The sequence below is a fragment of the Microbacterium sp. JC 701 genome, assembly GCF_021026215.1.
GTDB lineage: Bacteria > Actinomycetota > Actinomycetes > Actinomycetales > Microbacteriaceae > Microbacterium > Microbacterium algihabitans.
Window position 1 is genome coordinate 71,866 of record NZ_JAJNCV010000002.1, and the last position, 21,432, is coordinate 93,297.

Below are 21,432 nucleotides of genomic sequence, written 5' to 3' on the forward strand. Positions count from 1 at the left end.
TGACCGGGCGGGCTCGGACGCAGGGGGCACGACCGCGGGCATGAGCTTTCCCCGGATCCGCGCGTGAGTTCTAGAACGGCGGCGGATCCGCGTCGAAGGTCTCGCCCCGCGGCGAACGCCATGTCAGGTCACCGTCGGGCGAGGCGGACGGCTCCCACAGCGTTTCGTGTCGGAGTCGATGGTGATGGCGGCACTTCGGGTCGAGGTTGTCTTCGTCGGTCGTTCCGCCTTCGGCCCACGCCGTGCGGTGATCGATGTCGCATTCGCGGGCGGCCCGATTGCATCCGGGGAAGACGCACGTCGGATGCGTCACGCCGAGCCAACGACGAAGCGCGAGCGGAACTCGATGGGTCTTGCGGTCGAGAGCGAGGGGCGCGCCGGTCACGGGGTCGGTGAGCAGACGGATCCACGAGGTCGCATTGCCGGCGAGGCGACGGGCCGTGTCGAGATCGATGGGGCCGTAGCCCTCCAGCGTGGCGGGTTCGGCGGATGCGCCGAGCAGCGTCAGGGCGGGGACGGTGACGATCACCGTTGCGGAGGGCGTGGAACGCGGTGCGGCCGAGGCGGGTGGCGAAGCGGCTTGGGGAGAAGCGGCCGGGGGCGCAGCGACGTGCGGCGGAGTGACCGGGGGCGCAGCGACGTGCGGCGGAGCGACCGGGGGTGAATCGAACGAGGGTGCATCGATCGTAGGTGAATCGATCGGCGGCGGAGCGACCTGCGGCGGAGCGACCGCGGGCTGAGTCGACATCGATGCCCCTGCCGGCGGTGACTCCGAGGTGGCGGCTTCCACTCGCGCCGGCTCGGGGGCGCCGGAGGGCACCGTCGCGACGAGATCGGCCAGAGCATCAGCGCGCAGCTGCGCGAGAGTCCGGTCTTCGTCCGGGAGGGCGCGGAGAGAGCGCGCCACTCCGTCGAGGCGCGACATGACGGCACGGGCCCGATCAGCGGGGAGGAGGGCGCTGAGCGAGGCCATGCCGTCGAGCTCGGCGGACATCCAGACGCCGCGATCTGCCGCCGCGCGACGATGACGCTCTTCGAGGGACTCCGCGTGGACGCGCTCGCGGATGACGCGCGCCGCGACGGCGAACTTCGCGGGTGTGAGCACCACGGCTCGCTCGCACACCTGCTCATCGAATCGCTGCAACGGCTCGGGCTCGTCGGGCAGGGACGACGCCAGTCGAGCGACCTCGACTGCGTGGCGCTCCGAGATGCGCCCCTCGCTGAACTCCCGCCAGACCGCAGGGGTGCGCTCGTCGAGGGTGCGGGCGTGCGCCGCGCGCGTGCGGACGGTCTGCTCGGACAGGCGGAGACGCACGGCGATCTCGGCGACGGCGGCGCGTTCGGCCATGTCCGCGCGATCGCGGCGGACGGCGCGGATGGTGCGCCGACGTGCGTCGCTCCATGAGGGGTCACGGGTCGGATCGGGTCCCGCCCACGGAGTGGGGTCTTCGGCAGCCGCCTGCAGGATGGACGCGATGAGTCGGTACTCCTCCGCGGTCGCCCGTTGGCGCACCCGCGCGACGGCTTTCAGCCGATGGAGAGGGGCGTCGAGGTCGCCGTCATCGGCATCCGCCGACAGGAACTCGTCGAACGGATCGACGGCGTTCTGCGGGGCGGTCTCGCTGGACGTTTCGCGGGGGCCTTCCGACGGTGCTCCCGCGATATCCGCCCACTCGGACGCGGGCGAGTCGCCGATGAGGAGCGGAATGACCACGCCGTTCACGGCGCAGGGGGCGTCGTCATCGGCATCCGCCCACCATTCGACCTCGGGCACTGCGCTGAGTGCGTCGGACTGGTGCGTGGGCTGATCGTACGGCCACCAGTCGACGTCTGCGGACTCGCGTATCGCCGCCCATCGGGCCTCGATCTCGAGCTCGTCATCGCTGGGCCAGGGCGCACCGTCGGTCTCGCGGAACACCGGTCGCGGCCGGTCTTCGGAAGGGGCGGTGCTGGTCATGGGAGAACGGTATCGGGGACCTCCGACATTGGGTTCGTGGTCGGGAGAAGTCCAGGCCACGGGCGGGATCGGGGACGGGGACTGCAGTTCGCACCGGCCCTGAGGGCCAGGCTGAATCGGTGGCAGGACCGCTCGGCAGGATCGGACCGGCAGGGGAGATCGAGGGGCGGGCCGGCCCCACGCTGTCGACCGGGGAGTCGAGTCGAGATCGCGCAGTGGGGCTGCGCGGCGCTGTCGACCGGGGAGTCGAGTCGAGATCGCGTTGTGGGGCTGCCCGGCGCTGTCGACCGGGGAGTCGAGTCGAGATCGCGCAGTGGGCTGCGCGGCGCTGTCGACCGGGGAGTCGAGTCGAGATCACGCTGTGGGGCTGCGCGGCGCTGTCGACCGGGGAGTCGAGTCGAGATCGCGCTGTGGGGCTGCCGACGCGTCCGCCGGGGGAGCCAAGTCGCGGTCGTGCTGTGGGGCGGCCCGGCGCTGTCGACCGGGGAGTCGAGTCGAGATCGCGCAGGGGGGCTGCGCGGCGCGTCCGCCGGGGAGCCGAGTCGAGGTCGTGTAGAGGGGCTGCCCGACGCTGTCGACCGGGGAGCCGAACCGGGGTGGCGGCTCTGCGAGACGCCGTCGACCGGGGGCACCGGCCGAGATTAGGGTCCTGACCGCTCACGGGAACACTGACGCGTCATCGAGCGGGGAAGCCGTGGCGAGGTCGCAACTGGTCCCGCTCAGCGGATCAGGCAACCGCTCGCGACGCAGAAAACCTCGCTAGCACCACTCAGCGGATCGGCCACGTCCCGTCGACCGGGGGAGCCGTGGCATCCAGTCGCCCGATCTTGATGAAATACTCGGTGAGGCTCGCCGCCTGCGCGCGGGCCCACCCGATCTGGCGGGTGTGGAGCTCGTCGAGGGTGGACGGCATCCAGGGACCGAACTTCTCGGCCAGCGCGAGGGCGAGCCGACCCGCCGCGACGGCATCGGCACAGGCCTCGTGCGCCGACTCGAGCGGCACGGAATAGTGCTCGGCGACGACCGACAGCGTGCGCTTTCCGCGGCGATACCGGTCGTACGTCTTGTCGACGACGAGCGGATCGATGACCGGCGACGGAGTGGCGATGGGCTCGACGCCGTGCCGGATCGCCTCGTTCTTCAACAGCGAGAAGTCGAACGGCGCGTTGTAGGCCACGACCGGGATCCCCGCCGCGAACAGCGCCGACAGCGCCTCGACGACCTCGCCGACCACGCGGGGCGCCGGAGCGCCCTCGGCCCGGGCGCGTTCCGTGCTGATGCCGTGGATGGCGGCCGCCCCGGCCGGGATCTCCACACCCGGATCGGCCAGCCAGTCGCGGGCGTCGACGACGTGTCCGTCGACGTCGAGAACGCCGACGTGCGCGGTGACGATGCGGTCGTTCTCGACGTCGATCCCGGTGGTCTCGAGATCGAACACGCCGATGAGGCGCGCCCACTCGGGCGTCTGGAACAAAGGAAGCGGCTCGGCCTGCCACGTGGTCATGCGCCCACGGTAGAGCGGGGTTCCGACATGGGCGGCCAGGCGCGCAGGCACCGGGGTCGACGGGGGAGGACCGGGGCGGATGCCGCGGCTCGGCCGGGGGCCGGATTCGCGCTCGCGCGGGGAGCGGAGGGGCTCCGTCGCGGCGCCCGGATGCCCGAACGTGGGGGCGCGGGTCGGACGCGCTCGCGCGGGGAGCGGAGGGGCTCCGTCGCGGCACCCGGATGCCCGAACGTGGGGGCGCGGGTCGGACGCGTTCGCGCGGGGCGCGGAGGGGCTCCGTCGCAGCGCCCAGGTCGATGTCGGAACCCCCTCCTAGACTCGACCCATGCCGAATCCGTACGCCGAACTGCTCGCCGCGATCCCCGTGACGCGACGCGAGGCGCACGTGCTCGGTGGCACGACCGCGTACTGGGTCTACGGCGACGATTCCGCAGCGACCACGATCGTCGCGGTGCACGGCTTCCGCGGCGAGCACCACGGGCTCGATCCCGTCGTGGCGCACCTTCCCGGCATCCGGGTCATCTCGCCCGATCTTCCCGGGTTCGGCGAGACGGCCCCTCTCGTCGGACGCCCGCACGACCTCGACACCTACGCCGCGTGGCTGCGCGCTTTCGTCGAAGACGTCGCTCCGGATGCCGTGATCCTCGGCCACTCGTTCGGCTCGATCGTGTCGTCGGCCGCTGTCGCCGGAGGGCTATCGACGCCCAGACTGATCCTCGTCAACCCGATCGGTGCACCCGCGCTCGAGGGGCCGCGAGGGATTCTGACCCGCCTCGCCGTGTTCTATTACCTGGCCGGGGCGAAGCTTCCTCGCGCGATCGGCGAGGGGCTTCTGCGCAACGGACTCATCGTCCGCGTCATGAGCAACGCCATGGCGAAGACACGCGACCCGCAACTGCGGCGGTTCGTTCACGAGCAGCACGACGAATACTTCTCGCGGTTCGCCGACCGCGATGTGCTGCACGAGGCCTTCGTGACGAGCGTGTCGCACGACGTGCGCGAGTTCGCGCCGCGCATCGCTCAACCCACGCTGCTCATCGCCGCGCAGAAAGACGACATCACGCCGATCGAAGCGGAACGTCACCTCGCGACGCTGTTCCCGCGGGCCGAGCTCGTCGAGATCCCCGACGTCGGACACCTCATCCATTACGAGACGCCTCAGGCTGCGGCGGCGGCGATCCGGGGGTTCGTGGACGCGGAGTGAGTGGGGGCTCGTGCTGAGCGAAGGTGCCGAGCCAGGCTGGAGACATCGGGCTCGGCTCGAGCGGGCTCGCTACCGCACCATGCGCAGTTCGACGATGCCGCCGATGTGGGCATCCTCGAACGACACCCCGTCTTCGCGGAAGCCATGCCGTTCGTAGAACGCCCGCGCGCGCTGATTCGCGCTCGCGACCCACAACTGAGCGGGACGGTCGGCGATGGCCCCCGTGAGCAGGGCGTGACCGACACCGGTGCCGTGCTCTGAAGCCAGCAGGTAGATCGCGAAGAGGGTGAGATCGCGCGTCGGCTCGAATCCCTTCGTCGCGTCGGCGCCCTTCGACGCCCCGGCGAGGGCGAACCCGACGATCCGCGCGTCGCGTTCGGCGACCACGATGGTCAGCGGGGGCGCGTCGGCGCCGAGCATGAACGCCCACGCCCCACGCCGCCGCTCGAGGGCGGTGTCGTCGAACATCTCATCGGGCATGAGACCCGTGTAGGTCTCACGCCACGTCTCGACATGGACGGCGGCGATCGTGTCCGCATCGTCGAGGGTGGCTGGGCGGACCGTCGCGGTGCTGCTCATGCCTCGACCGTAGACGAGAGCGCGAGACGGCCGAGCGCCGACGGCGTCGAGACGGAACGCCCGAGGGGAAGGTCGGGCGGGTTCTCGGCATCCGCCCACGAAACGCGCATCACGGGTCGGCGATCCATACGGCGAACGTGGGTCCGCACGCGATCGCGATCAGTGCGGCGCGTCACCCCCCCCCGGCAGGTGTCATCGCCGCAGAAGAGGGGAAGATCCCCGCCCCGCGGTCAGGCCGGAGCCTCGGCCTTGCGGCGACGGTACGCGTTGACGTTCATACGGTTGCCGCAATTGCCGGCGTCGCAGTAGCGCTTCGAGCCGTTCTTCGAGAAGTCGACGTAGACGCCCGCGCAGTCGTCGGCGTCGCACACGCGAACGCGCGCGTATTCGTCCGCACGGATGACGTCGACGAATGCCAACGCCGACTCGACGAGGATGCGCGTCGCCAACGGATCGGCCGGATCGCTCGCGTGGATGTGCCAGTCGAGCCCGTCGTGCCGCACCAACTGGGGGAGCGCCCGACCGTCGGCGAGCATGGCGTTCACGAGGGGCACCGCCCCGTCGCGATCCGTGCTCCACAGCGCGAGAAGACGGGGGCGGATGCCGCGGACCGCCGCGAGTTCGCGCGCATCGCGCGTGCGCGACCCGGTGTAGCCGTGACGCTCGGTGAAGTCCTCGAGGGCCTCGACCTCCTCGAGGGTGTCGACGCCGCTGACGTCGGTCTGCGGCAGGGTGTTGACCAGCTCGACGGCAGCGCGCAGCACCAGTTCGGTGTCACGGATGAAGACCATGTTGACTCCTGACAGGCGCGGGTCGTACTGTCACGAGTGTAAACGTTCTTCACTCCTGACAGCAGGCTCGCATGACCACGTCGTCCGTCACCCTTCCGCGCCCCACCCGACACGGCTCCGGAGCCGTCACCGGGCTCGTGATCGCCGTCGCCTCGGCCCTCGCGTTCTCGTCGAGCGGTCCGTTCGTGAAGCCCCTGCTCGACGGGGGCTGGTCGCTCGGGGCGGTCCTGCTCGTGCGGATGGGGGTCGCGGCGCTCCTGCTGTCGCCCGCGCTGATCCTCGCGATCCGCCGGCAGCGTGGCTTCATCCGCCGACACGGACTGCTCATCCTCGCCTTCGGCCTCACGGCCGTGGCCGGATGCCAGCTGTTCTACTTCGCCGCGATGCAGCGGATGCCGGTGGCCGTCGCCCTGCTCATCCAGTACATCGCGCCGGTGCTGCTCGTGCTCGCGGTCTGGGTGCGCACCCGCACGGCTCCCTCGAAGGCGGTGCTGATCGGCTCCGTCGTGGCGATGGTCGGCCTCGTGCTCGTGGTCGACATCAGCGGGGCGCGCTTCGACCTGCTGGGGACGATCTTCGCGCTGTGCGCCGCCGTGTGCGCGGCCGCCTACTTCGTCATCGCCGGGCGCGCGGGCGACGATCTCCCGCCCCTCGCTCTCGCCGCGGGAGGCCTGATCACCGGAACCGTGCTGATGGGCATCCTCGTCGCCACCGGGATCCTGCCCTTCGCCGCACCCTCGATCACGGTGTCGCTCGCGGGGCTCGAGGTTCCCGGCATCCTGCCCCTGCTCTGGGTGGGCGGCGTCGCCACCACTGTCGGGTACGCCCTCGGGGTGATCGCGGTGCCGCTCATCGGCTCGCGCCTCGCGTCATTCGTCGGGCTCAGCGAAGTGCTGTTCGCCCTCGCGTTCGCCTGGCTGCTGCTCGGCGAGACGCCCGCTCCCGTGCAGTTCGTCGGCGGTGCGCTGATCCTCGTCGGCGTCGTGCTCGTGCGGCTCGACGCCGGCGGCGCGGTCGAGGAGAAGACCGAGACGGCGAGCATCCCGGTGGTGCCGGCGCCGTAGGCCGGCGCGGGTTCCGGTCCCTTCGACAGGCTCAGGGACCTTCGGTTCGCAGGTGGCTGAGCCTGTCGAAGCCACCGGTCTTTCAGGGGTTCCGGTCCCTTCGACAGGCTCAGGGACCTCGCGGGCTCAGGGGCTTTCGGTTTGGAGGTGGCTGAGCCTGTCGAAGCCACCGGTCTTTCATGGGTTCCGGTCCCTTCGACAGGCTCAGGGACCTCGCGGGCTCAGGGGCTTTCGGTTTGGAGGTGGCTGAGCCTGTCGAAGCCACCGGTCTTTCATGGGTTCCGGTCCCTTCGACAGGCTCAGGGACCTCGCGGGCTCAGGGACCTTCGGTTCGCAGGTGGCTGAGCCTGTCGAAGCCACCGGTCTTTCAGGGGTTCCGGTCCCTTCGACAGGCTCAGGGACCTCGCGGGCTAGTTCTCCTCGCGCGCCAGCTGCATCAGCGGGCCCACGCGGTAGCCGATCACCTCGCCCATCACCAGAGAGGTCTCGGTGCGCTCGACGCCCTCGATCGCGAGGATGCGCGCATCGGTGTCGAACAGGTGCTGGGTGTCACGGCACGCGACGCGCACGAGCAGGTCGACCTGACCGCTCAGCCCGTGCGCCTGCAGCACTTCGGGAACCTTGGCGAGTTCTTCGCGGATGATCGGCAGCTCGGCCTGGCGCACGGTCACCTGCAGGAACGCCTCGATCGGAAAGCCCAGCGCCTCCGCCGACAACGTCCGCTCGTACGACAGGAACACCCCACCGCGTTCGAGGCGGCTCATGCGCGCCTGAACGGTGTTGCGCGAGAGGCCGAGCTTCTCGGCGAGCGCGACGACGGTGGCGCGCGGATCGGCGGACAGGGCGCGGAGGAGGTCGAGGTCGACCGCGTCGAGCTTGCTCATGCTGCGAAACATTAGCAGCGCCGGGGCCGTCTGCAATGGGCACAGTGCTCAATATGACGACGAGGTCTTGAGCGGGGTGCATTCCGCGCGTACGGTCGGCCACGTCGGCGCTGTTGCCGACACCCGGATCGCCCCGGCTCTCACGAGGAGCCACGGGCCGCACCTGGAGGGATGACGATGACGTACACCCAGACGCGAGACTCTTCGATCGGAAGAGCCGACGACCACGACCCCCAGGACGACGTCGACGTCGTCCTCCGCCTGCTCGAGCCGGACGGCACTCGTATCGCCGACGCCGAGCTCGATCCCTGGATCGCCGACCTCTCGCCGCACGAGCTGCGCTCCCTCCACCGCGACATGGTGCTCACCCGTCGCCTCGACGCCGAGGGCGTCGCGCTGCAGCGCCAGGGTCAGCTCGCCCTGTGGGCGCCCTGCCGCGGCCAGGAGGCCGTGCAGGTCGGCACCGCCCACGCCATGGCTCCCGGCGACTTCGCCTTCCCCAGCTACCGCGAGCACGGCGTGCTGCTCGCCCGCGGCGCCAAGCCCGAGGGCTACGTGCTTGCCTGGCGCGGCGAAGAGCACTCCGCCTACGACCACGCGTCGATCAACGTCGCCCCGCCCCAGATCATCATCGGCGCGCACTCGCTGCACGCGACGGGCTGGGCCATGGGTGCGCAGCGCGACGGCTCGACCGATGTGGCCGTGGCGTACTTCGGCGACGGTGCCACCAGCCAGGGCGACGTCAACGAGGCGATGGTGTTCGCCTCGTCGTACGGCGCCCCCGTGGTGTTCGTGTGCTCGAACAATCAGTGGGCAATCTCCGAGCCCGTCACCGTGCAGGCCAAGTACCCCATCGCGGGCCGGGCGCCGGGCTTCGGCATCCCGAGCCTCCGCATCGACGGCAACGACGCCCTCGCCTGCGTCGCCGCCATGCGCTGGGCCCTCGATCGTGCCCGCCGCGGCGAAGGGCCCTCGTTCATCGAGGCCGTGACCTACCGCATGGGTCCGCACACCACGAGCGACGACCCCACCCGCTACCGCGACGCCGACGAGGTGGAGCGGTGGGCCGGTCGCGACCCGATCGCCCGGCTCGAGGCCTACCTGCGGGCCGAGGGCATGCTCGACGACTCCGGCATGGATGAGGTCGCCCGGGCCGCCGACGCCCTCGCCGCCGACGTGCGCGCCGCGTGCATCGGAGCGACCACGCGTGCGCCCGAGACCATGTTCGACCACGTGTACGCGGAACCGCATGCCGGAGTCGAAAGGCAGAAGGCCGAGTACATGGACTACCTCGCGGGGTTCGAGCAGGAGGGCACGCGATGACTTCCCTGACCCTCGGCTCCGCGATCACCGCGGCAGTGCCCGAAGCTCCTCACGGCGACGAGAAGGAGATGTCGCGATGACTTCCTTGAACCTCGGCTCCGCGATCACCGCGGCAGTGCCCGAAGCTCCCCACGGCGACGAGAAGGAGATGTCGCGATGACTTCCCTGACCCTCGGTTCCGCGATCAACGCGGGCCTGTCGAAGGCACTCGAGAACGACGACAAAGTCCTGCTCATGGGCGAGGACATCGGCAAGCTCGGCGGCGTCTTCCGCGTCACCGACGGCCTGCAGAAGCGCTTCGGCGTGCAGCGCGTCGTCGACACCCCGCTCGCCGAGGCCGGCATCGTCGGCACCGCGGTGGGCCTCGCCCTGCGCGGCTACCGACCCGTCGTCGAGATCCAGTTCGACGGCTTCGTCTACCCGGCGTTCGACCAGATCGTCTGCCAGGTCGCGAAGCTGCACTACCGCAGCAACGGTCGCATCCGGCTGCCGCTGGTCATCCGCATCCCGTGGGCCGGAGGCGTCGGCGCGGCCGAGCACCACTCCGAGTCGCCCGAGGCGTACTTCGTGCACACCGCCGGACTCCGCGTGATCGCCGCCTCGAACCCGCAGGACGCCTACGTCATGCTGCAGCAGGCGATCGCCTCCGACGACCCGGTGATCTTCTTCGAGCCCAAGCGCCTGTACCACTCCAAGGGCGAGGTCGATCTCGACGCGGACCTCGCCGACGCCCCGCCGATGCACCTCGCGCGCGTCGCCCGCGAGGGCACGGATGCCACGATCGTCACCTACGGCGCCCAGGTGCGAACCGCCCTCGACGCCGCCGTCGCCGCCGAAGACGACGGGATCTCGCTCGAGGTCATCGACCTGCGCTCGCTCTCGCCGATCGACATGAACACGGTCGCGGCATCCGTCCGCAAGACCGGACGCGTCGTCGTCACGCACGAGGCCGCGCGCGAAGCGGGAGTCGGCGCGGAGCTCATCGCGAGCATCACCGAGGAGTGCTTCCACTACCTCGAGACGCCGCCGCGGCGCGTCACCGGGCACGATATCCCCTACCCGCCGTCGAAGCTCGAGAAGCACCACGTGCCCGATCTGGACCGGATCCTGCACGCGGTGGATCTGGTGCTGGAGCGCAGTGCGGGCTCTTCGCCCACCGGTGGCGCATCCGCCGCGACCGTCGAGGGAGGCGTTCGATGATCGCGGAGCGCAGTGCTGCAGGGCGGATCGCGGGCACGATCGAAGGAGGCGTTCGATGATCGCCGAGTTCCTGCTTCCCGACCTCGGCGAGGGGCTTCCCGAGGCCGAGATCGTGCAGTGGCACGTGGCCGAGGGCGACACCGTCACCCTCAACCAGACGATCGCCGAGGTCGAGACGGCGAAGGCGATCGTCGAGATCCCCTCGCCGTACGCCGGCACCGTGCAGGGTCTGCACGCCGCGGCCGGAGACGTCGTCGAGGTCGGCTCACCCCTGGTGTCGTTCGACCTCGGCGGGACGGATGCCGGTACCCCGGCGGCCCCCTCTGCTGAGGCGACTCGAGAGGCCGGGGCCGGCCGCGCCGTCGAGACGGTCACCGAGGCACCGCTCGAGGCCCCCGCCGACGACATCGCCGCCCGCGCGACCCCGAACCTCGTCGGGTACGGCGCCGCCCCGGCATCCGGCAACCGTCCGAAGCGACGCGCGCGCGGCGGTGGGACCGCGGTGATCGACTCCGACCACGCCGTGCGCGAGGCCGCTCCCCACGACGTCGTCAAGACCGGTCCGATCGACCTGCCTCTCGAGCGTCCGCGCTCGACCCCGCCGGTGCGCAAGCTCGCGAAAGACCTCGGGGTCGACCTCGTGCTGGTCGCCGCAGCCCACCCGGGTGAGATGGTCACGCGCGGCCACGTCGAGGAGTTCGCTGCGCGCACTCCGGCGATGCCCGAGGTCGCGGCATCCGCCCCCGCGAACCCCGGTGGGACGGTGGCGCGCGGCCAGGTGGGCGAGGTCACGGCATCCGCCCCCGCTTCAATGTCGACGGTCCCCCCGACCGGCCGGTCCGCCGATCGGGTGACACGCACGCCGATCCGCGGAGTGCGCAAGCACACGGCCGCGGCGATGGTGCAGAGCGCGTTCACGGCTCCGCACGCGACGACGTTCCTCACCCTCGACGTCACCGCGACCACCGAACTGCTCGCGTCGCTCAAGACTGACCGCGCGCTCGACGGGCACCGCATCGGCGTGCTCGCGATCGTCGCGAAGGCCGTGTGCCTGGCGCTCGGGCGGACTCCCGCGCTCAACGCCAAGTGGGATGAAGCGGCGGGTGAGATCGTCGAGCACCACTACGTCAACCTGGGGATCGCCGCCGCGACCGACCGCGGTCTCGTGGTTCCCGTGATTCCGGATGCCGACCGGCTCGACCTCGTCGACCTCGCCGACGCGATCGCCGAGCTCGCCGCGACGGCCCGCGCCGGACGCACCGCTCCGGCCGCGATGACCGGCGGGACGTTCTCGATCACCAACGTCGGCGTGTTCGGAGTGGATGCCGGAACGCCCATCCTGAATCCCGGCGAAGCGGGCATCCTCGCGGTCGGCGCCCTGCGGCGCACGCCGTGGGAGCATCACGGCGAGATCGCCCTGCGCGACGTGCTCACCCTCAGCCTCTCGTTCGACCACCGGCTGGTCGACGGGGCCGAGGCGGCGCGATTCCTCACCGACGTCGCCGGCGTGCTGCGCGAGCCAGGGCGGGCGATGCTGCTGCGCTGAGCGACGCGCGGCGGCGCGGTCGTCGCGCGGTGCATCGACAGGGTGCCGGGGGAGTGGTCGCCCTCGGCACCTTCCGGTTTTGAGGGGTGCCAGGCGGGCGCGCCTCGCCGGGCGCCGGCTGCGGGGCGGATGGCGGGGACTCAGGCCGTCAGCGCCGCCAGCGCCATGCGGGTCAGAGTGGGGCGCACGCGAGCCGCGGGCACTCCGCGCACGCTGTGCGGGGTCGAGTTGATCAGACCGAAGCACGCCAGGGCTCGCACGCGGCGCTCGGCGGGGGACTCGGCATCCGGGAGCGCTGTGGCGAGCGCCTCAGTCCACACCGCAACGTAGGCGTTCTGCAGATTGCGCACCGTGCGGCGGTCGTCGGGGGAGAGGCGATCCAGGTCGCGGTCCTGCACGCGGATCACATCGGCCTCGGCGAGCGCGAACGCGACGTGGAAGTCGACGAGCGCGCGGAGCGTGGTGTCGGCGGGCGCCGCCGTCGTGCGGAGATCAGCCGCGACACGCGGCTTTGGGGCTGCGTGAGACGGCGCGTCGGCACCGCGATCCGCAGGACGGTCGGGGGCGGATGCCGTGTGTGCAGGATCGCGGAGGGATTCGGCGCCACGGGAGGTGGGGGCCGGGTCTGCGGGTGTGTGCGCGACGGAGGACCCGGCAACCCGTCGCCCGCCCTCGAGCAACCGCTCGCTGACGTCGACGAGGATCGCGCCCAGCAACGCCTGCTTGCCCGCGACGTGGCGATAGACGGCCGGGCCGCTCACTCCGGCGGCTTCGCCGATGTCGCCGAGGGTCACGCCGTCGAACCCGCGCTCGGCGAACAGGCGGGCGGCGGCGGCGAGCAGGGCCGCGCGGCGGTCGGCCTTGGCGCGGTCGCGGGCGGTGCCGAAAGCGGGGTCAGGCGTCGGGCCCGTCGCGCGGTCGCGTGCCGCGCCGGAGGCGTCGTCCGCCGAGACGTCGACGCGAGCGGGGGCGACCGCGGTCACCGCGTCAGCGCGCGTCTCGCCGTCGGCCCCTGAAGGCTCGTCGTTTGCTCTTGTCATCGGCATCCGCTCGGGCTAGCCTGGAATCTCAGTTAGCCAACATTAACTGAAAACCCCTCCGGCGGAAACGACCCCGACCGGAACGACGGTGCCGTCGACGATGCGGCCCCGAGACGGAGCCGCCATGAGCACAGCACCGGTCACCGCGCCAGCGCCCGAGACGTCACCGAACGCCGCGCCCGCCACCCCCGCGCCGCCCACCCAGCGCGACCTCGCGGAACAGCTGCGCGCAACCCTCGCCACGGCCGCCCGCGGTGGATCCGACGCCGCGCGAGAGCGTCACACCGCCCGCGGCAAGCTCCTCGCCCGCGACCGCATCGACCGCCTGCTGGATGAGGGCAGTCCCTTCCTCGAGGTCGCACCCCTCGCCGCCCACGGCCTCTACGACGGCGGGGCTCCCGGTGCCGGGGTCGTCGCCGGGATCGGCCTCGTGCACGGGCGCCACGTGATGGTCGTCGCCAACGACGCCACCGTGAAGGGCGGGGCGTACTTCCCCCTGACGGTGAAGAAGCATCTGCGCGCGCAGGAGATCGCCCTCGACAACCGCCTGCCGTGCATCTACCTCGTCGACTCGGGCGGGGCGTTCCTGCCGATGCAGGACGAGGTGTTCCCCGACCGCGAGCACTTCGGCCGCATCTTCCGCAACCAGGCGCAGCTGTCGGCCCGCGGCATCCCGCAGATCGCCGCCGTCATGGGTTCGTGCACCGCGGGTGGAGCCTACGTCCCCGCGATGAGCGACGAGAGCGTGATCGTGCGCAACCAGGGCACGGTGTTCCTCGGCGGACCACCCCTGGTCAAGGCCGCGATCGGCGAAGACGTCACCGCCGAACAGCTCGGCGGCGGCGACCTGCACGCCCGCCGCTCGGGAGTCGTCGACCACCTCGCCGACGACGACGAGCACGCGCTCGAGATCGTCCGCGACATCGTCGCGACCCTTCCGCAGACGCCCGCGCCGGTCTGGCAGGTCGAGGCGCCGAACGATCCCGCTCGGGATCCGCAGGAGCTCTACGACATCGTCCCCGCCGACGTCACGCAGCCCGTCGACATGCGCGCCATCATCGACACCCTCGTCGATGCCGGCACCCTGCACGAGTTCAAGGCGCTGTACGGAGAGAGCGTCATCACGACCTTCGCGCGCCTGCACGGGCACCCGGTCGCGATCATCGCGAACGACGGCGTTCTCTTCAGCGAGTCGGCGCTCAAGGCCGCGCACTTCATCGAGCTCGCCGATCAGCGCGGCATCCCCCTGCTCTTCCTGCAGAACATCACCGGGTTCATGGTGGGGCGGGATGCCGAGGCCGGAGGCATCGCGAAAGACGGCGCCAAGATGGTCACCGCCGTCGCGACCACCCGCGTCCCCAAGCTCACGGTCCTCGTCGGCGGCTCGTACGGCGCCGGCAACTACGCCATGTGCGGCCGCGCGTACGACCCGCGGTTCCTCTGGACCTGGCCCTCGAGCCGCATCTCGGTCATGGGCGGGGCGCAAGCGGCATCCGTTCTCTCGACCGTCACGCGCGATCAGCGCGCCGCGCGCGGTGATCAGTGGACGGATGCCGACGACCAGGCCTTCCAGAAACCCATCCGCGACCGTTACGACGAGCAGGGCAGCCCGTACTACGCCACCGCCCGGCTCTGGGACGACGGCGTGATCGACCCCGCCGACACCCGCACGATGCTCGGGCTCGCGCTCGACGTCGTCAGTCGCGTGCCGCTGGCCGACCGGGGCTTCGGCCTCTTCCGGATGTGAACATGACCATTCGCCCCTTCTCCACCGTTCTCGTCGCCAACCGCGGCGAGATCGCGCGCCGGGTGTTCCGGACGCTGCGGCGTCTCGGCATCCGTTCGGTCGCCGTCTACACCGACGCGGATGCCGACGCGCCCCACACCCGCGAAGCCGACCACGCTGTGCGCGTGCCCTCGTACCTCGACGTCGACGCGGTGGTCGCCGCCGCGGTGTCGTCCGGGGCGGATGCCGTGCACCCGGGCTATGGCTTCCTCAGCGAGAACGCCGGCTTCGCCCGCGCGTGCGCCGCGGCGGGGATCGTCTTCGTCGGCCCCGGAGTCGAGGCGCTCGAGGTGATGGGCGACAAGATCCGCGCCAAGGAGCACGTCGCGGCCCACGACGTGCCGACCGTGCCGGGGTTCTCGGCGACCGGTCTCTCCGACGCCGAGATCGCCGCCGAAGCCGATCGCGCCGGATACCCCCTGCTCGTGAAGCCCTCCGCCGGCGGGGGCGGCAAGGGCATGACCGTCGCCACCGGGCCCGACGACCTCGCCGACGCCCTCGCGACCGCACGACGGGTCGCCGCCGCGGCCTTCGGCGACGACACCCTGCTGCTCGAGCGGCTGCTGGAGCGCCCGCGCCACATCGAGGTGCAGGTGCTCGCCGACGCGCACGGCACGACCCTCTCGCTCGGCGAGCGCGAGTGCACCCTGCAGCGGCGGCACCAGAAGGTGATCGAAGAGGCCCCCTCACCCGTCGTGGATGCCGCGACGCGCACCCGCCTGGGCGAGGCCGCCGTCGCCGCCGCCCGCAGCGTCGGCTACCTCGGCGCGGGCACCGTGGAGTTCCTCGTCGCGGGCGACCGGCTCGACGAGCCGTTCTTCATCGAGATGAACACGCGCCTGCAGGTCGAGCACCCCGTGACCGAGATGGTCACCGGCATCGACCTCGTCGAGCAGCAGCTGCGGGTCGCGGCGGGCTTCGCGCTCGAGCTCGGCGAGATCCGCCTCGACGGACACGCGATCGAGGCACGCGTGTACGCCGAGACCCCGGCCCGCGGATACCTCCCCGCGACCGGGACCGTGGGCCTGTGGCATCCGGGATCCGCCCGCGTCGACAGCGCCGTCGAGACGGGCAGTGTCATCAGCTCGTTGTACGACCCGATGATCGCCAAGGTCATCGCGCACGGACCCGACCGCGAGACCGCCCTCGCGCGACTCGACGCCGCCCTCGCCGACACGATCGTGCTCGGCGTCGACACGAACATCGCGGATCTGCGGGCTCTGCTCGCCGATCCCGCCGTGCGCGCGGGTGACCTCGACACGGGGCTGCTCGATCGGCGGGGGACTCCGGAGGCTCCGGAACCGTCGCCGGCCGCGCTCGCCGCCGTGGCGCAGAGAGTCGCGGATGCCGGGAATCCGGCTGACGGCTCGGTCTGGGGACGCGTGGGGGCCTGGCGTGCCGGCGGAGCGGTGGCTGCGCGCACGGTGTCGCTGGAAGACGACGCCGGGCAGGTGCACGCTGTCGCGCCGGGTACCGCTGGAGAGGCGGTCGTGACGGGCGGCCCGGTCGAGTACTGGGTGCACGCCGACGGGGGAGCGCACCGGTTGCGAGTGGTGTCGCGGCGAGATGCCACGGAGCGTCGCCGCGTCGCCGCGGGCCGCGCGCCCGGGGCCGTCGCCCCCGACCTCATCGCTCCGCTCCCCGGCACCGTGGTCGCCGTGCACGTCGCCGACGGAGACGCCGTCGACGCGGGCGCCCGGCTCGTCACCATCGAGGCGATGAAGATGGAGCACACGGTCGTGAGCCCGCACGCGGGGACGGTGCGCCTGCGCACGGCGGCCGGCGCGCAGGTCGCGCGAGACGCGGTGGTCGCGACGGTGACGCCCGTAACGCCGGTCCCTGAGCCTGTCGAAGGGCCCGGGACCCGCGTGGACCCCGCATGGCCCGCGCCGGGGGCTTCGACAGGCTCAGCCACCGCCGCTACCGAGGTCCCTGAGCTTGTCGAAGGGTCCGGGACCCGCAGTGCTCCTGCGCCGGGGGCTTCGACAGGCTCAGCCACCGCCGCTACCGAGGTCCCTGAGCTTGTCGAAGGGTCCGGAACCCGCAGTGCTCCCGCGCCGGAGGCTTCGACAGGCTCAGCCACCGCCGCTACCCAGGTCCCTGAGCTTGTCGAAGGGCCCGGGACCCGCAGTGCCGTCTCAGTCACCTCACCCTCCTCCCACCCCGAACCGCACGGTTCCGCCGGCATCCCGGCATCCGCCCCCATCCCTTCCCACAAGGAGTCCCTCTCGTGAGCATCGACAGCCAGCAGGCCTTCACCGACGACGAGCGCGAACTGAGCGCGATGGTGCGCGAGTTCGCCGACGAGGTGATCGCGCCGCGCTCGTACGAAGCCGACCGCGCCCACCAGCTGCCCCTCGACCTGGTCGAGCAGATGGGCGACCTGGGGCTCTTCGGCCTGCCGTTCCCCGAAGAGGTCGGCGGACAGGGCGGCGACTACGCGAGCCTGTGCGTCGCGATCGAGGGCGTCGCGCGCGTCGACCAGTCGATGGCCATCACCCTCGAAGCCGGAGTCGGCCTGGGTGCGATGCCGATCTACCGCTACGGCACCGACGCGCAGAAGGCTGAGTACCTGCCCGACCTCGTCGCCGGTCGCGCGCTCGCCGGATTCGGACTCACCGAGGCGGAGGCCGGCAGCGACGCCGGCGCCACCCGCACGACTGCGCGGCTCGAGGGCGGTGAATGGGTGATCGATGGGACGAAGCAGTTCATCACCAACTCCGGCACCGACATCACGCGCTTCGTGACCGTCACCGCTGTCACCGGGCGCACCGATGCGGGCCGCCCCGAGATCTCGACGATCATCGTGCCCAACGGCACGCCGGGCTTCACCGTGGGTCCCGCGTACGACAAGGTCGGCTGGAACGCCTCGGACACGCATCCGCTCACCTTCGACGGCGTGCGGGTTCCCGAGGCGAACCTGCTCGGTGAGCGCGGGCACGGGTTCAAGAACTTCCTCCGCACGCTCGACGAGGGCCGCGTCGCGATCGCCGCGCTCGCCACCGGAGCCGCCGAGGGCTGCCTCGAAGCCGCCGTCGACTACGCCCGCAGCCGCACCGTCTTCGGCGAGCGCCTGTCGACGCGCCAGAACATGCAGTTCCTGCTCGCGCGCATGCACGCCCGCGTGCACACCGCCCGCCTCGCGTGGGTGCACGCCGCGCGCCTGTGCGACGCCGGAAAGCCGTTCACCGTCGACGCCGCCGTCGCCAAGATGACCGCGAGCGATGCCGCCATGGCGAACGCGCGGGATGCGACACAGGTGTTCGGTGGCAACGGGTTCATCAACGAGTATTCCGTGGCGCGCCACTACCGCGACTCCAAGATCCTCGAGATCGGCGAGGGAACGACCGAGGTGCAGCTCATGGTGATCTCGCGCGCGCTGGGGCTCACGGGTACCGTGGCGGCATGATCGAGCAGCGCGGCCTGTATCTGGAGGAGTTCGTCGTCGGTGAGAGGTACGCGCACCGCCCCGGGCGGACGGTGACGGATGCCGACAACGTCGTGTTCACGACCCTGACGATGAATCCGCAGGCGCTGCACCTCGATGCGGCGTACGCGGCGACCCAGCCGTTCGGGCGTCCGCTGGTGAATTCGATGTGGACGCTGTCGACCCTCGTGGGCCTGTCGGTGGGACAGCTCACCCAGGGCACGCTCGTCGCGCAGCTCGGGCTGACCGACGTGAGCTTCCCGGCCCCGCTGTTCGTCGGCGACACCCTGATCGCCGAGACCGAGATCGTCTCGGTGCGGCCGTCGGCGTCGCGCCCCGGACAGGGGATCGTCGTGATGGAGCACACCGGACGCTCGCAGAACGACGAGGTGGTCGCCACCGCGACCCGCACGGTGCTGGTGTGGGCGCAGGAGGCGGCGGCGTGAGTTTCGCGCTCGGGCCCGCACTCCTGTTCGTGCCCGGCGACCGCCCGGAGCGGCTGTCGAAGGCGCTCGAGAGGGCGGATGCCGCGATCCTCGACCTCGAAGACGCCGTGGCCCCGGATGCCAAGGCCGACGCCCGCGCGCAGCTGATCGCCGCCGATCCCGACCCCGACCGCGTGATCGTGCGGGTCAACGGACCCGAGACGCCCGACTTCGCGCTCGACCTCAACGCCCTCGCGCGGACGCGCGTGCGGCGCGTGATGGTCGCGAAGGCCGAGGACCCGGCATCCCTCGCCCCTCTCGAGGGGTACGACGTCATCGCCCTGTGCGAGACGGCGCGCGGAGTGGTCGCCGCCGAGCAGATCGCCGCGCTCCCGCAGGTCGTCGCCCTCATGTGGGGTGCCGAAGACCTCGTGGCGAGCCTCGGCGGAACCTCGAGCCGCCACGACGACGGCTCGTACCGCGACATCGCTCGACTCTCACGGGCCCGGGTGCTGCTCGCCGCCGGGGCCTTCGGCAAGAGGGCGATCGACGCCGTGCACGTCGACATCGCCGACCTGGACGGACTCTCGGACGAGGCGCGGGATGCCGTGGCATCCGGATTCACGGCCACCGCGTGCATCCACCCCGGGCAGGTCGCGACGATCCGCGAGGCGTACGCCCCGCCCCCCGAGCAGGTCGAGTGGGCGCGCGGAGTGCTCGCCGCGGCCGAGGGGGAGCGGGGAGTGTTCCGCCACGGGGGGCGCATGATCGACGAGCCGATCCTGCGCCACGCCCGCTCGCTCATCGCACGGGCGGGGTGAGCGGGTGAGGTGGCTGAGCGTGTCGAAGCCGCCGGGGTCAGCGATCGGGGTTCGCGCGTGGGTGGTGGCTGAGCGTGTCGAAGCCACCGGGGTCAGCGACCGGGTTTCGCGCGTGGGAGGTGGCTGAGCGTGTCGAAGCCACCGGGGTCAGCGATCGGGGTTCGCGCGTGGGTGGTGGCTGAGCGTGTCGAAGCCACCGGGTGTCTGCGGGTTCCGGGTGTCCGCGGTCTCCGGTCCCTTCGACAGGCTCAGGGACCTGGGGTCCGGGGTGTCCGCGGGTTCCGGTCCCTTCGACAGGCTCAGGGACCTGGGCTCGGGTCAGCTCGCGACGCCGGCGTAGGCCAGCATCTCCCAACGGTCGCCATCGAGGCGGAACGTCGTCGCCGAGCAGTTCGGCAGGCGCTCGCCCTCGCGGGGAAACTCTCCGTCGGTGGCGAACATGATGACCTCGCGGATGAGCGCCCCGTGCGCGACGGCGATCACGTCGACGCCGTCGGGGGCGGATGCCACGGCCTCGGCGAGCGCGGCCAGCGCACGCTCGCGCACGACCGGCCAGGTCTCGGCGCCGGGCACATCGGCCGCGTGCCACGGGCCGTAGGTGTCGTAGAAGGTGGGCGCGTCCATGCCCTCGGCCTCGCCGTAGGAGCGCTCCTGCAGGCCGGGGAAGCGGTGCGAGACCTCGGTGCCGAGGGCGGCGGCGATGATGTCGGCCGTCTCGGCGGCACGGCCCAGGTCGCTCGAGACGACGACGACCTCACGGCCGGCGTACTCCGCGGCGAGGGTGTCGGCGATGCCACGGGCCTGCAGACGACCCGTGTCGTTCAGGGGGATGTCGGTCGACCCCTGGATGCGCCCCTCGTAGTTCCACGCCGTCTCGCCATGCCGCACCAGAGTCAGAATCGTCACGGTTCGAGCCTAACCGGCGCGGGATGACCGGATGCCGAGAGGCGTCGGGCCGTCAGAGCAGTCCGGGCAGCCGCTCGGCGAAGGCCTTCAGCACGTCGCTCGTGCCGCCGCGGACGTCGCCGGAGTCAGAGCAGTCCGGGCAGCCGCTCGGCGAAGGCCTTCAGCACGTCGCTCGTGCCACCGTCGATCTTCACGGCCGCGCGCTGATCGGCGCGCGTGGCTCCACGGTTGACGATCACGACCGGAAGACGCTTGCGCCGTGCCCGCTCGACGAGCCGGATACCGGAGTTGACCACCAGCGACGACCCCGCCACGACGAGCGCGTCGCTGGCGTGCACCAGCTGCTCGGCCTCGCGGAACTTCTCGACCGGGATGTACTCGCCGAAGAACACGACGTCGGGCTTGAGAGTGCCCCCGCACACCGAGCACACGGGAACGACGAAGCCGTCGGCGCTCGCCGGGGTGACATCGCCGTCGGGGCCGAGCTCGACGTTCTCGGGGAGGGAGATCCAGGGGTTGTCGGCCTCGACGCGTTCGGCCAGATCGCGGCGGTCGAATACCTGCCCGCACTGCAGGCACCCGACGCGGCGCATCGTGCCGTGCAGCTCGACGACGCGTCCGCTGCCGGCGCGCACGTGAAGTCCGTCGACGTTCTGCGTGATCACGCCGTTGGCGACACCCGCCGTCTCGAGCGCGGCGAGCGCGCGATGGCCGTCGTTCGGCTCGGCGGCGGCGAACACCTTCCAGCCGAGGTGGCTGCCCACCCAGTACCGACGACGCGCATCGGCGTTCGAGAGAAACTGCTGCGCCGTCATCGGCGTGCGCGTGGGAGCACCCTTGCCGCGATAGTCGGGGATCCCCGAATCGGTCGACACCCCCGCGCCCGTCAGCACGGCCACGCGACGGCCCGCCAGAACCTCGACGGCACGATCGACGGATGCCGAGAACTCGGCATCCTGCACCGTGTCGGTCATG

At 71.6% G+C, this 21,432-nt stretch carries 19 protein-coding genes; 10 read left to right on the plus strand and 9 right to left on the minus strand.

The annotated features are described in order from the left end of the window. Positions 1-70: 70 nt before the first annotated feature. Positions 71-1,957: an HNH endonuclease signature motif containing protein gene (locus tag LPW41_RS08300; protein WP_230704571.1), complete on the minus strand. Its 1,887-nt coding sequence runs from the start codon at positions 1,955-1,957 to the stop codon at positions 71-73. A 769-nt stretch (positions 1,958-2,726) separates the two neighbouring features. Continuing rightward, a complete protein-coding gene (locus tag LPW41_RS08305) occupies positions 2,727-3,461 on the minus strand; it encodes an exonuclease domain-containing protein (protein WP_230704572.1) in 735 nt (244 codons plus the stop codon). A 325-nt stretch (positions 3,462-3,786) separates the two neighbouring features. Here LPW41_RS08305 and LPW41_RS08310 point away from each other — a divergent pair, with 325 nt between their 5' ends. After that, complete coding sequence (locus tag LPW41_RS08310) at positions 3,787-4,665, plus strand: alpha/beta fold hydrolase (RefSeq protein ID WP_144833273.1); 879 nt, start codon at positions 3,787-3,789, stop codon at positions 4,663-4,665. Between the two features lie 69 nt (positions 4,666-4,734). Here the strand turns inward: LPW41_RS08310 and LPW41_RS08315 are convergent, their stop codons facing one another. The 3 genes from LPW41_RS08315 to LPW41_RS08320 form a co-directional block, all read right to left on the minus strand. Beyond that, entirely contained in the window at positions 4,735-5,244 is a 510-nt protein-coding gene (locus tag LPW41_RS08315) for a GNAT family N-acetyltransferase (protein ID WP_230704573.1), read from the minus strand. Further along, on the minus strand, positions 5,241-5,372 hold the full coding sequence (locus LPW41_RS16845) for a hypothetical protein (RefSeq protein WP_260979745.1): 132 nt from the start codon (positions 5,370-5,372) through the stop codon (positions 5,241-5,243). Before LPW41_RS16845 ends, LPW41_RS08315 begins: the two co-directional genes overlap by 4 nt. A gap of 102 nt (positions 5,373-5,474) precedes the next feature. Then, a complete protein-coding gene (locus LPW41_RS08320; protein ID WP_230704574.1) occupies positions 5,475-6,035 on the minus strand; it encodes a CGNR zinc finger domain-containing protein in 561 nt (186 codons plus the stop codon). Between the two features lie 71 nt (positions 6,036-6,106). On the opposite strand from LPW41_RS08320, the gene LPW41_RS08325 reads away from it, so the two are divergent. Then, complete coding sequence (locus LPW41_RS08325; protein ID WP_230704575.1) at positions 6,107-7,099, plus strand: DMT family transporter; 993 nt, start codon at positions 6,107-6,109, stop codon at positions 7,097-7,099. Between the two features lie 410 nt (positions 7,100-7,509). On the opposite strand, the gene LPW41_RS08330 is transcribed toward LPW41_RS08325, so the two are convergent. Further along, positions 7,510-7,983, minus strand: coding sequence for an Lrp/AsnC family transcriptional regulator (locus LPW41_RS08330; protein ID WP_144833281.1), 474 nt, complete (start codon positions 7,981-7,983; stop codon positions 7,510-7,512). 177 nt (positions 7,984-8,160) lie between these two features. Here LPW41_RS08330 and pdhA point away from each other — a divergent pair, with 177 nt between their 5' ends. The 3 genes from pdhA to LPW41_RS08345 all read left to right on the plus strand — a co-directional run bounded on the left by pdhA (position 8,161) and on the right by LPW41_RS08345 (position 12,052). Beyond that, a complete protein-coding gene (gene pdhA / locus LPW41_RS08335; protein WP_154096712.1) occupies positions 8,161-9,306 on the plus strand; it encodes a pyruvate dehydrogenase (acetyl-transferring) E1 component subunit alpha in 1,146 nt (381 codons plus the stop codon). Positions 9,307-9,462: 156 nt separating this feature from the next. Then, the gene (locus tag LPW41_RS08340; protein ID WP_230704576.1) at positions 9,463-10,506 is read left to right on the plus strand and encodes an alpha-ketoacid dehydrogenase subunit beta; all 1,044 of its coding nucleotides are present in this window, start codon (positions 9,463-9,465) and stop codon (positions 10,504-10,506) included. 55 nt (positions 10,507-10,561) lie between these two features. Continuing rightward, positions 10,562-12,052 carry a dihydrolipoamide acetyltransferase family protein gene (locus LPW41_RS08345; protein ID WP_230704577.1) on the plus strand — a complete coding sequence of 497 codons (1,491 nt, stop codon included), beginning with the start codon at positions 10,562-10,564 and terminating at the stop codon, positions 12,050-12,052. Between the two features lie 140 nt (positions 12,053-12,192). Here LPW41_RS08345 and LPW41_RS08350 read toward each other — a convergent pair whose 3' ends face one another. After that, on the minus strand, positions 12,193-12,894 hold the full coding sequence (locus LPW41_RS08350; protein WP_230704922.1) for a TetR/AcrR family transcriptional regulator: 702 nt from the start codon (positions 12,892-12,894) through the stop codon (positions 12,193-12,195). 322 nt (positions 12,895-13,216) lie between these two features. Here LPW41_RS08350 and LPW41_RS08355 point away from each other — a divergent pair, with 322 nt between their 5' ends. Genes LPW41_RS08355 through LPW41_RS08375 form a run of 5 tightly spaced genes read left to right on the plus strand, consistent with a single transcriptional unit; the run spans position 13,217 to position 19,551 of the window. After that, positions 13,217-14,839 (plus strand): carboxyl transferase domain-containing protein, encoded by a 1,623-nt coding sequence (locus tag LPW41_RS08355; protein ID WP_230704578.1) that lies wholly within the window; start codon positions 13,217-13,219, stop codon positions 14,837-14,839. A 2-nt stretch (positions 14,840-14,841) separates the two neighbouring features. Further along, positions 14,842-17,112: a biotin carboxylase N-terminal domain-containing protein gene (locus LPW41_RS08360; RefSeq protein WP_230704579.1), complete on the plus strand. Its 2,271-nt coding sequence runs from the start codon at positions 14,842-14,844 to the stop codon at positions 17,110-17,112. Next, positions 17,109-18,287 (plus strand): acyl-CoA dehydrogenase family protein, encoded by a 1,179-nt coding sequence (locus LPW41_RS08365; protein ID WP_308071709.1) that lies wholly within the window; start codon positions 17,109-17,111, stop codon positions 18,285-18,287. The genes LPW41_RS08360 and LPW41_RS08365 overlap by 4 nt, the downstream gene beginning before the upstream one ends. After that, a complete protein-coding gene (locus LPW41_RS08370) occupies positions 18,284-18,751 on the plus strand; it encodes a MaoC family dehydratase (protein WP_144784845.1) in 468 nt (155 codons plus the stop codon). The genes LPW41_RS08365 and LPW41_RS08370 overlap by 4 nt, the downstream gene beginning before the upstream one ends. Next, positions 18,748-19,551: a CoA ester lyase gene (locus LPW41_RS08375; protein WP_230704580.1), complete on the plus strand. Its 804-nt coding sequence runs from the start codon at positions 18,748-18,750 to the stop codon at positions 19,549-19,551. The genes LPW41_RS08370 and LPW41_RS08375 overlap by 4 nt, the downstream gene beginning before the upstream one ends. A 318-nt stretch (positions 19,552-19,869) precedes the next feature. Here LPW41_RS08375 and LPW41_RS08380 read toward each other — a convergent pair whose 3' ends face one another. Continuing rightward, positions 19,870-20,457 (minus strand): histidine phosphatase family protein, encoded by a 588-nt coding sequence (locus LPW41_RS08380; RefSeq protein ID WP_144833298.1) that lies wholly within the window; start codon positions 20,455-20,457, stop codon positions 19,870-19,872. A gap of 125 nt (positions 20,458-20,582) precedes the next feature. Continuing rightward, the gene (locus tag LPW41_RS08385) at positions 20,583-21,431 is read right to left on the minus strand and encodes a Sir2 family NAD-dependent protein deacetylase (protein ID WP_144833300.1); all 849 of its coding nucleotides are present in this window, start codon (positions 21,429-21,431) and stop codon (positions 20,583-20,585) included. Position 21,432 lies beyond the last annotated feature (1 nt).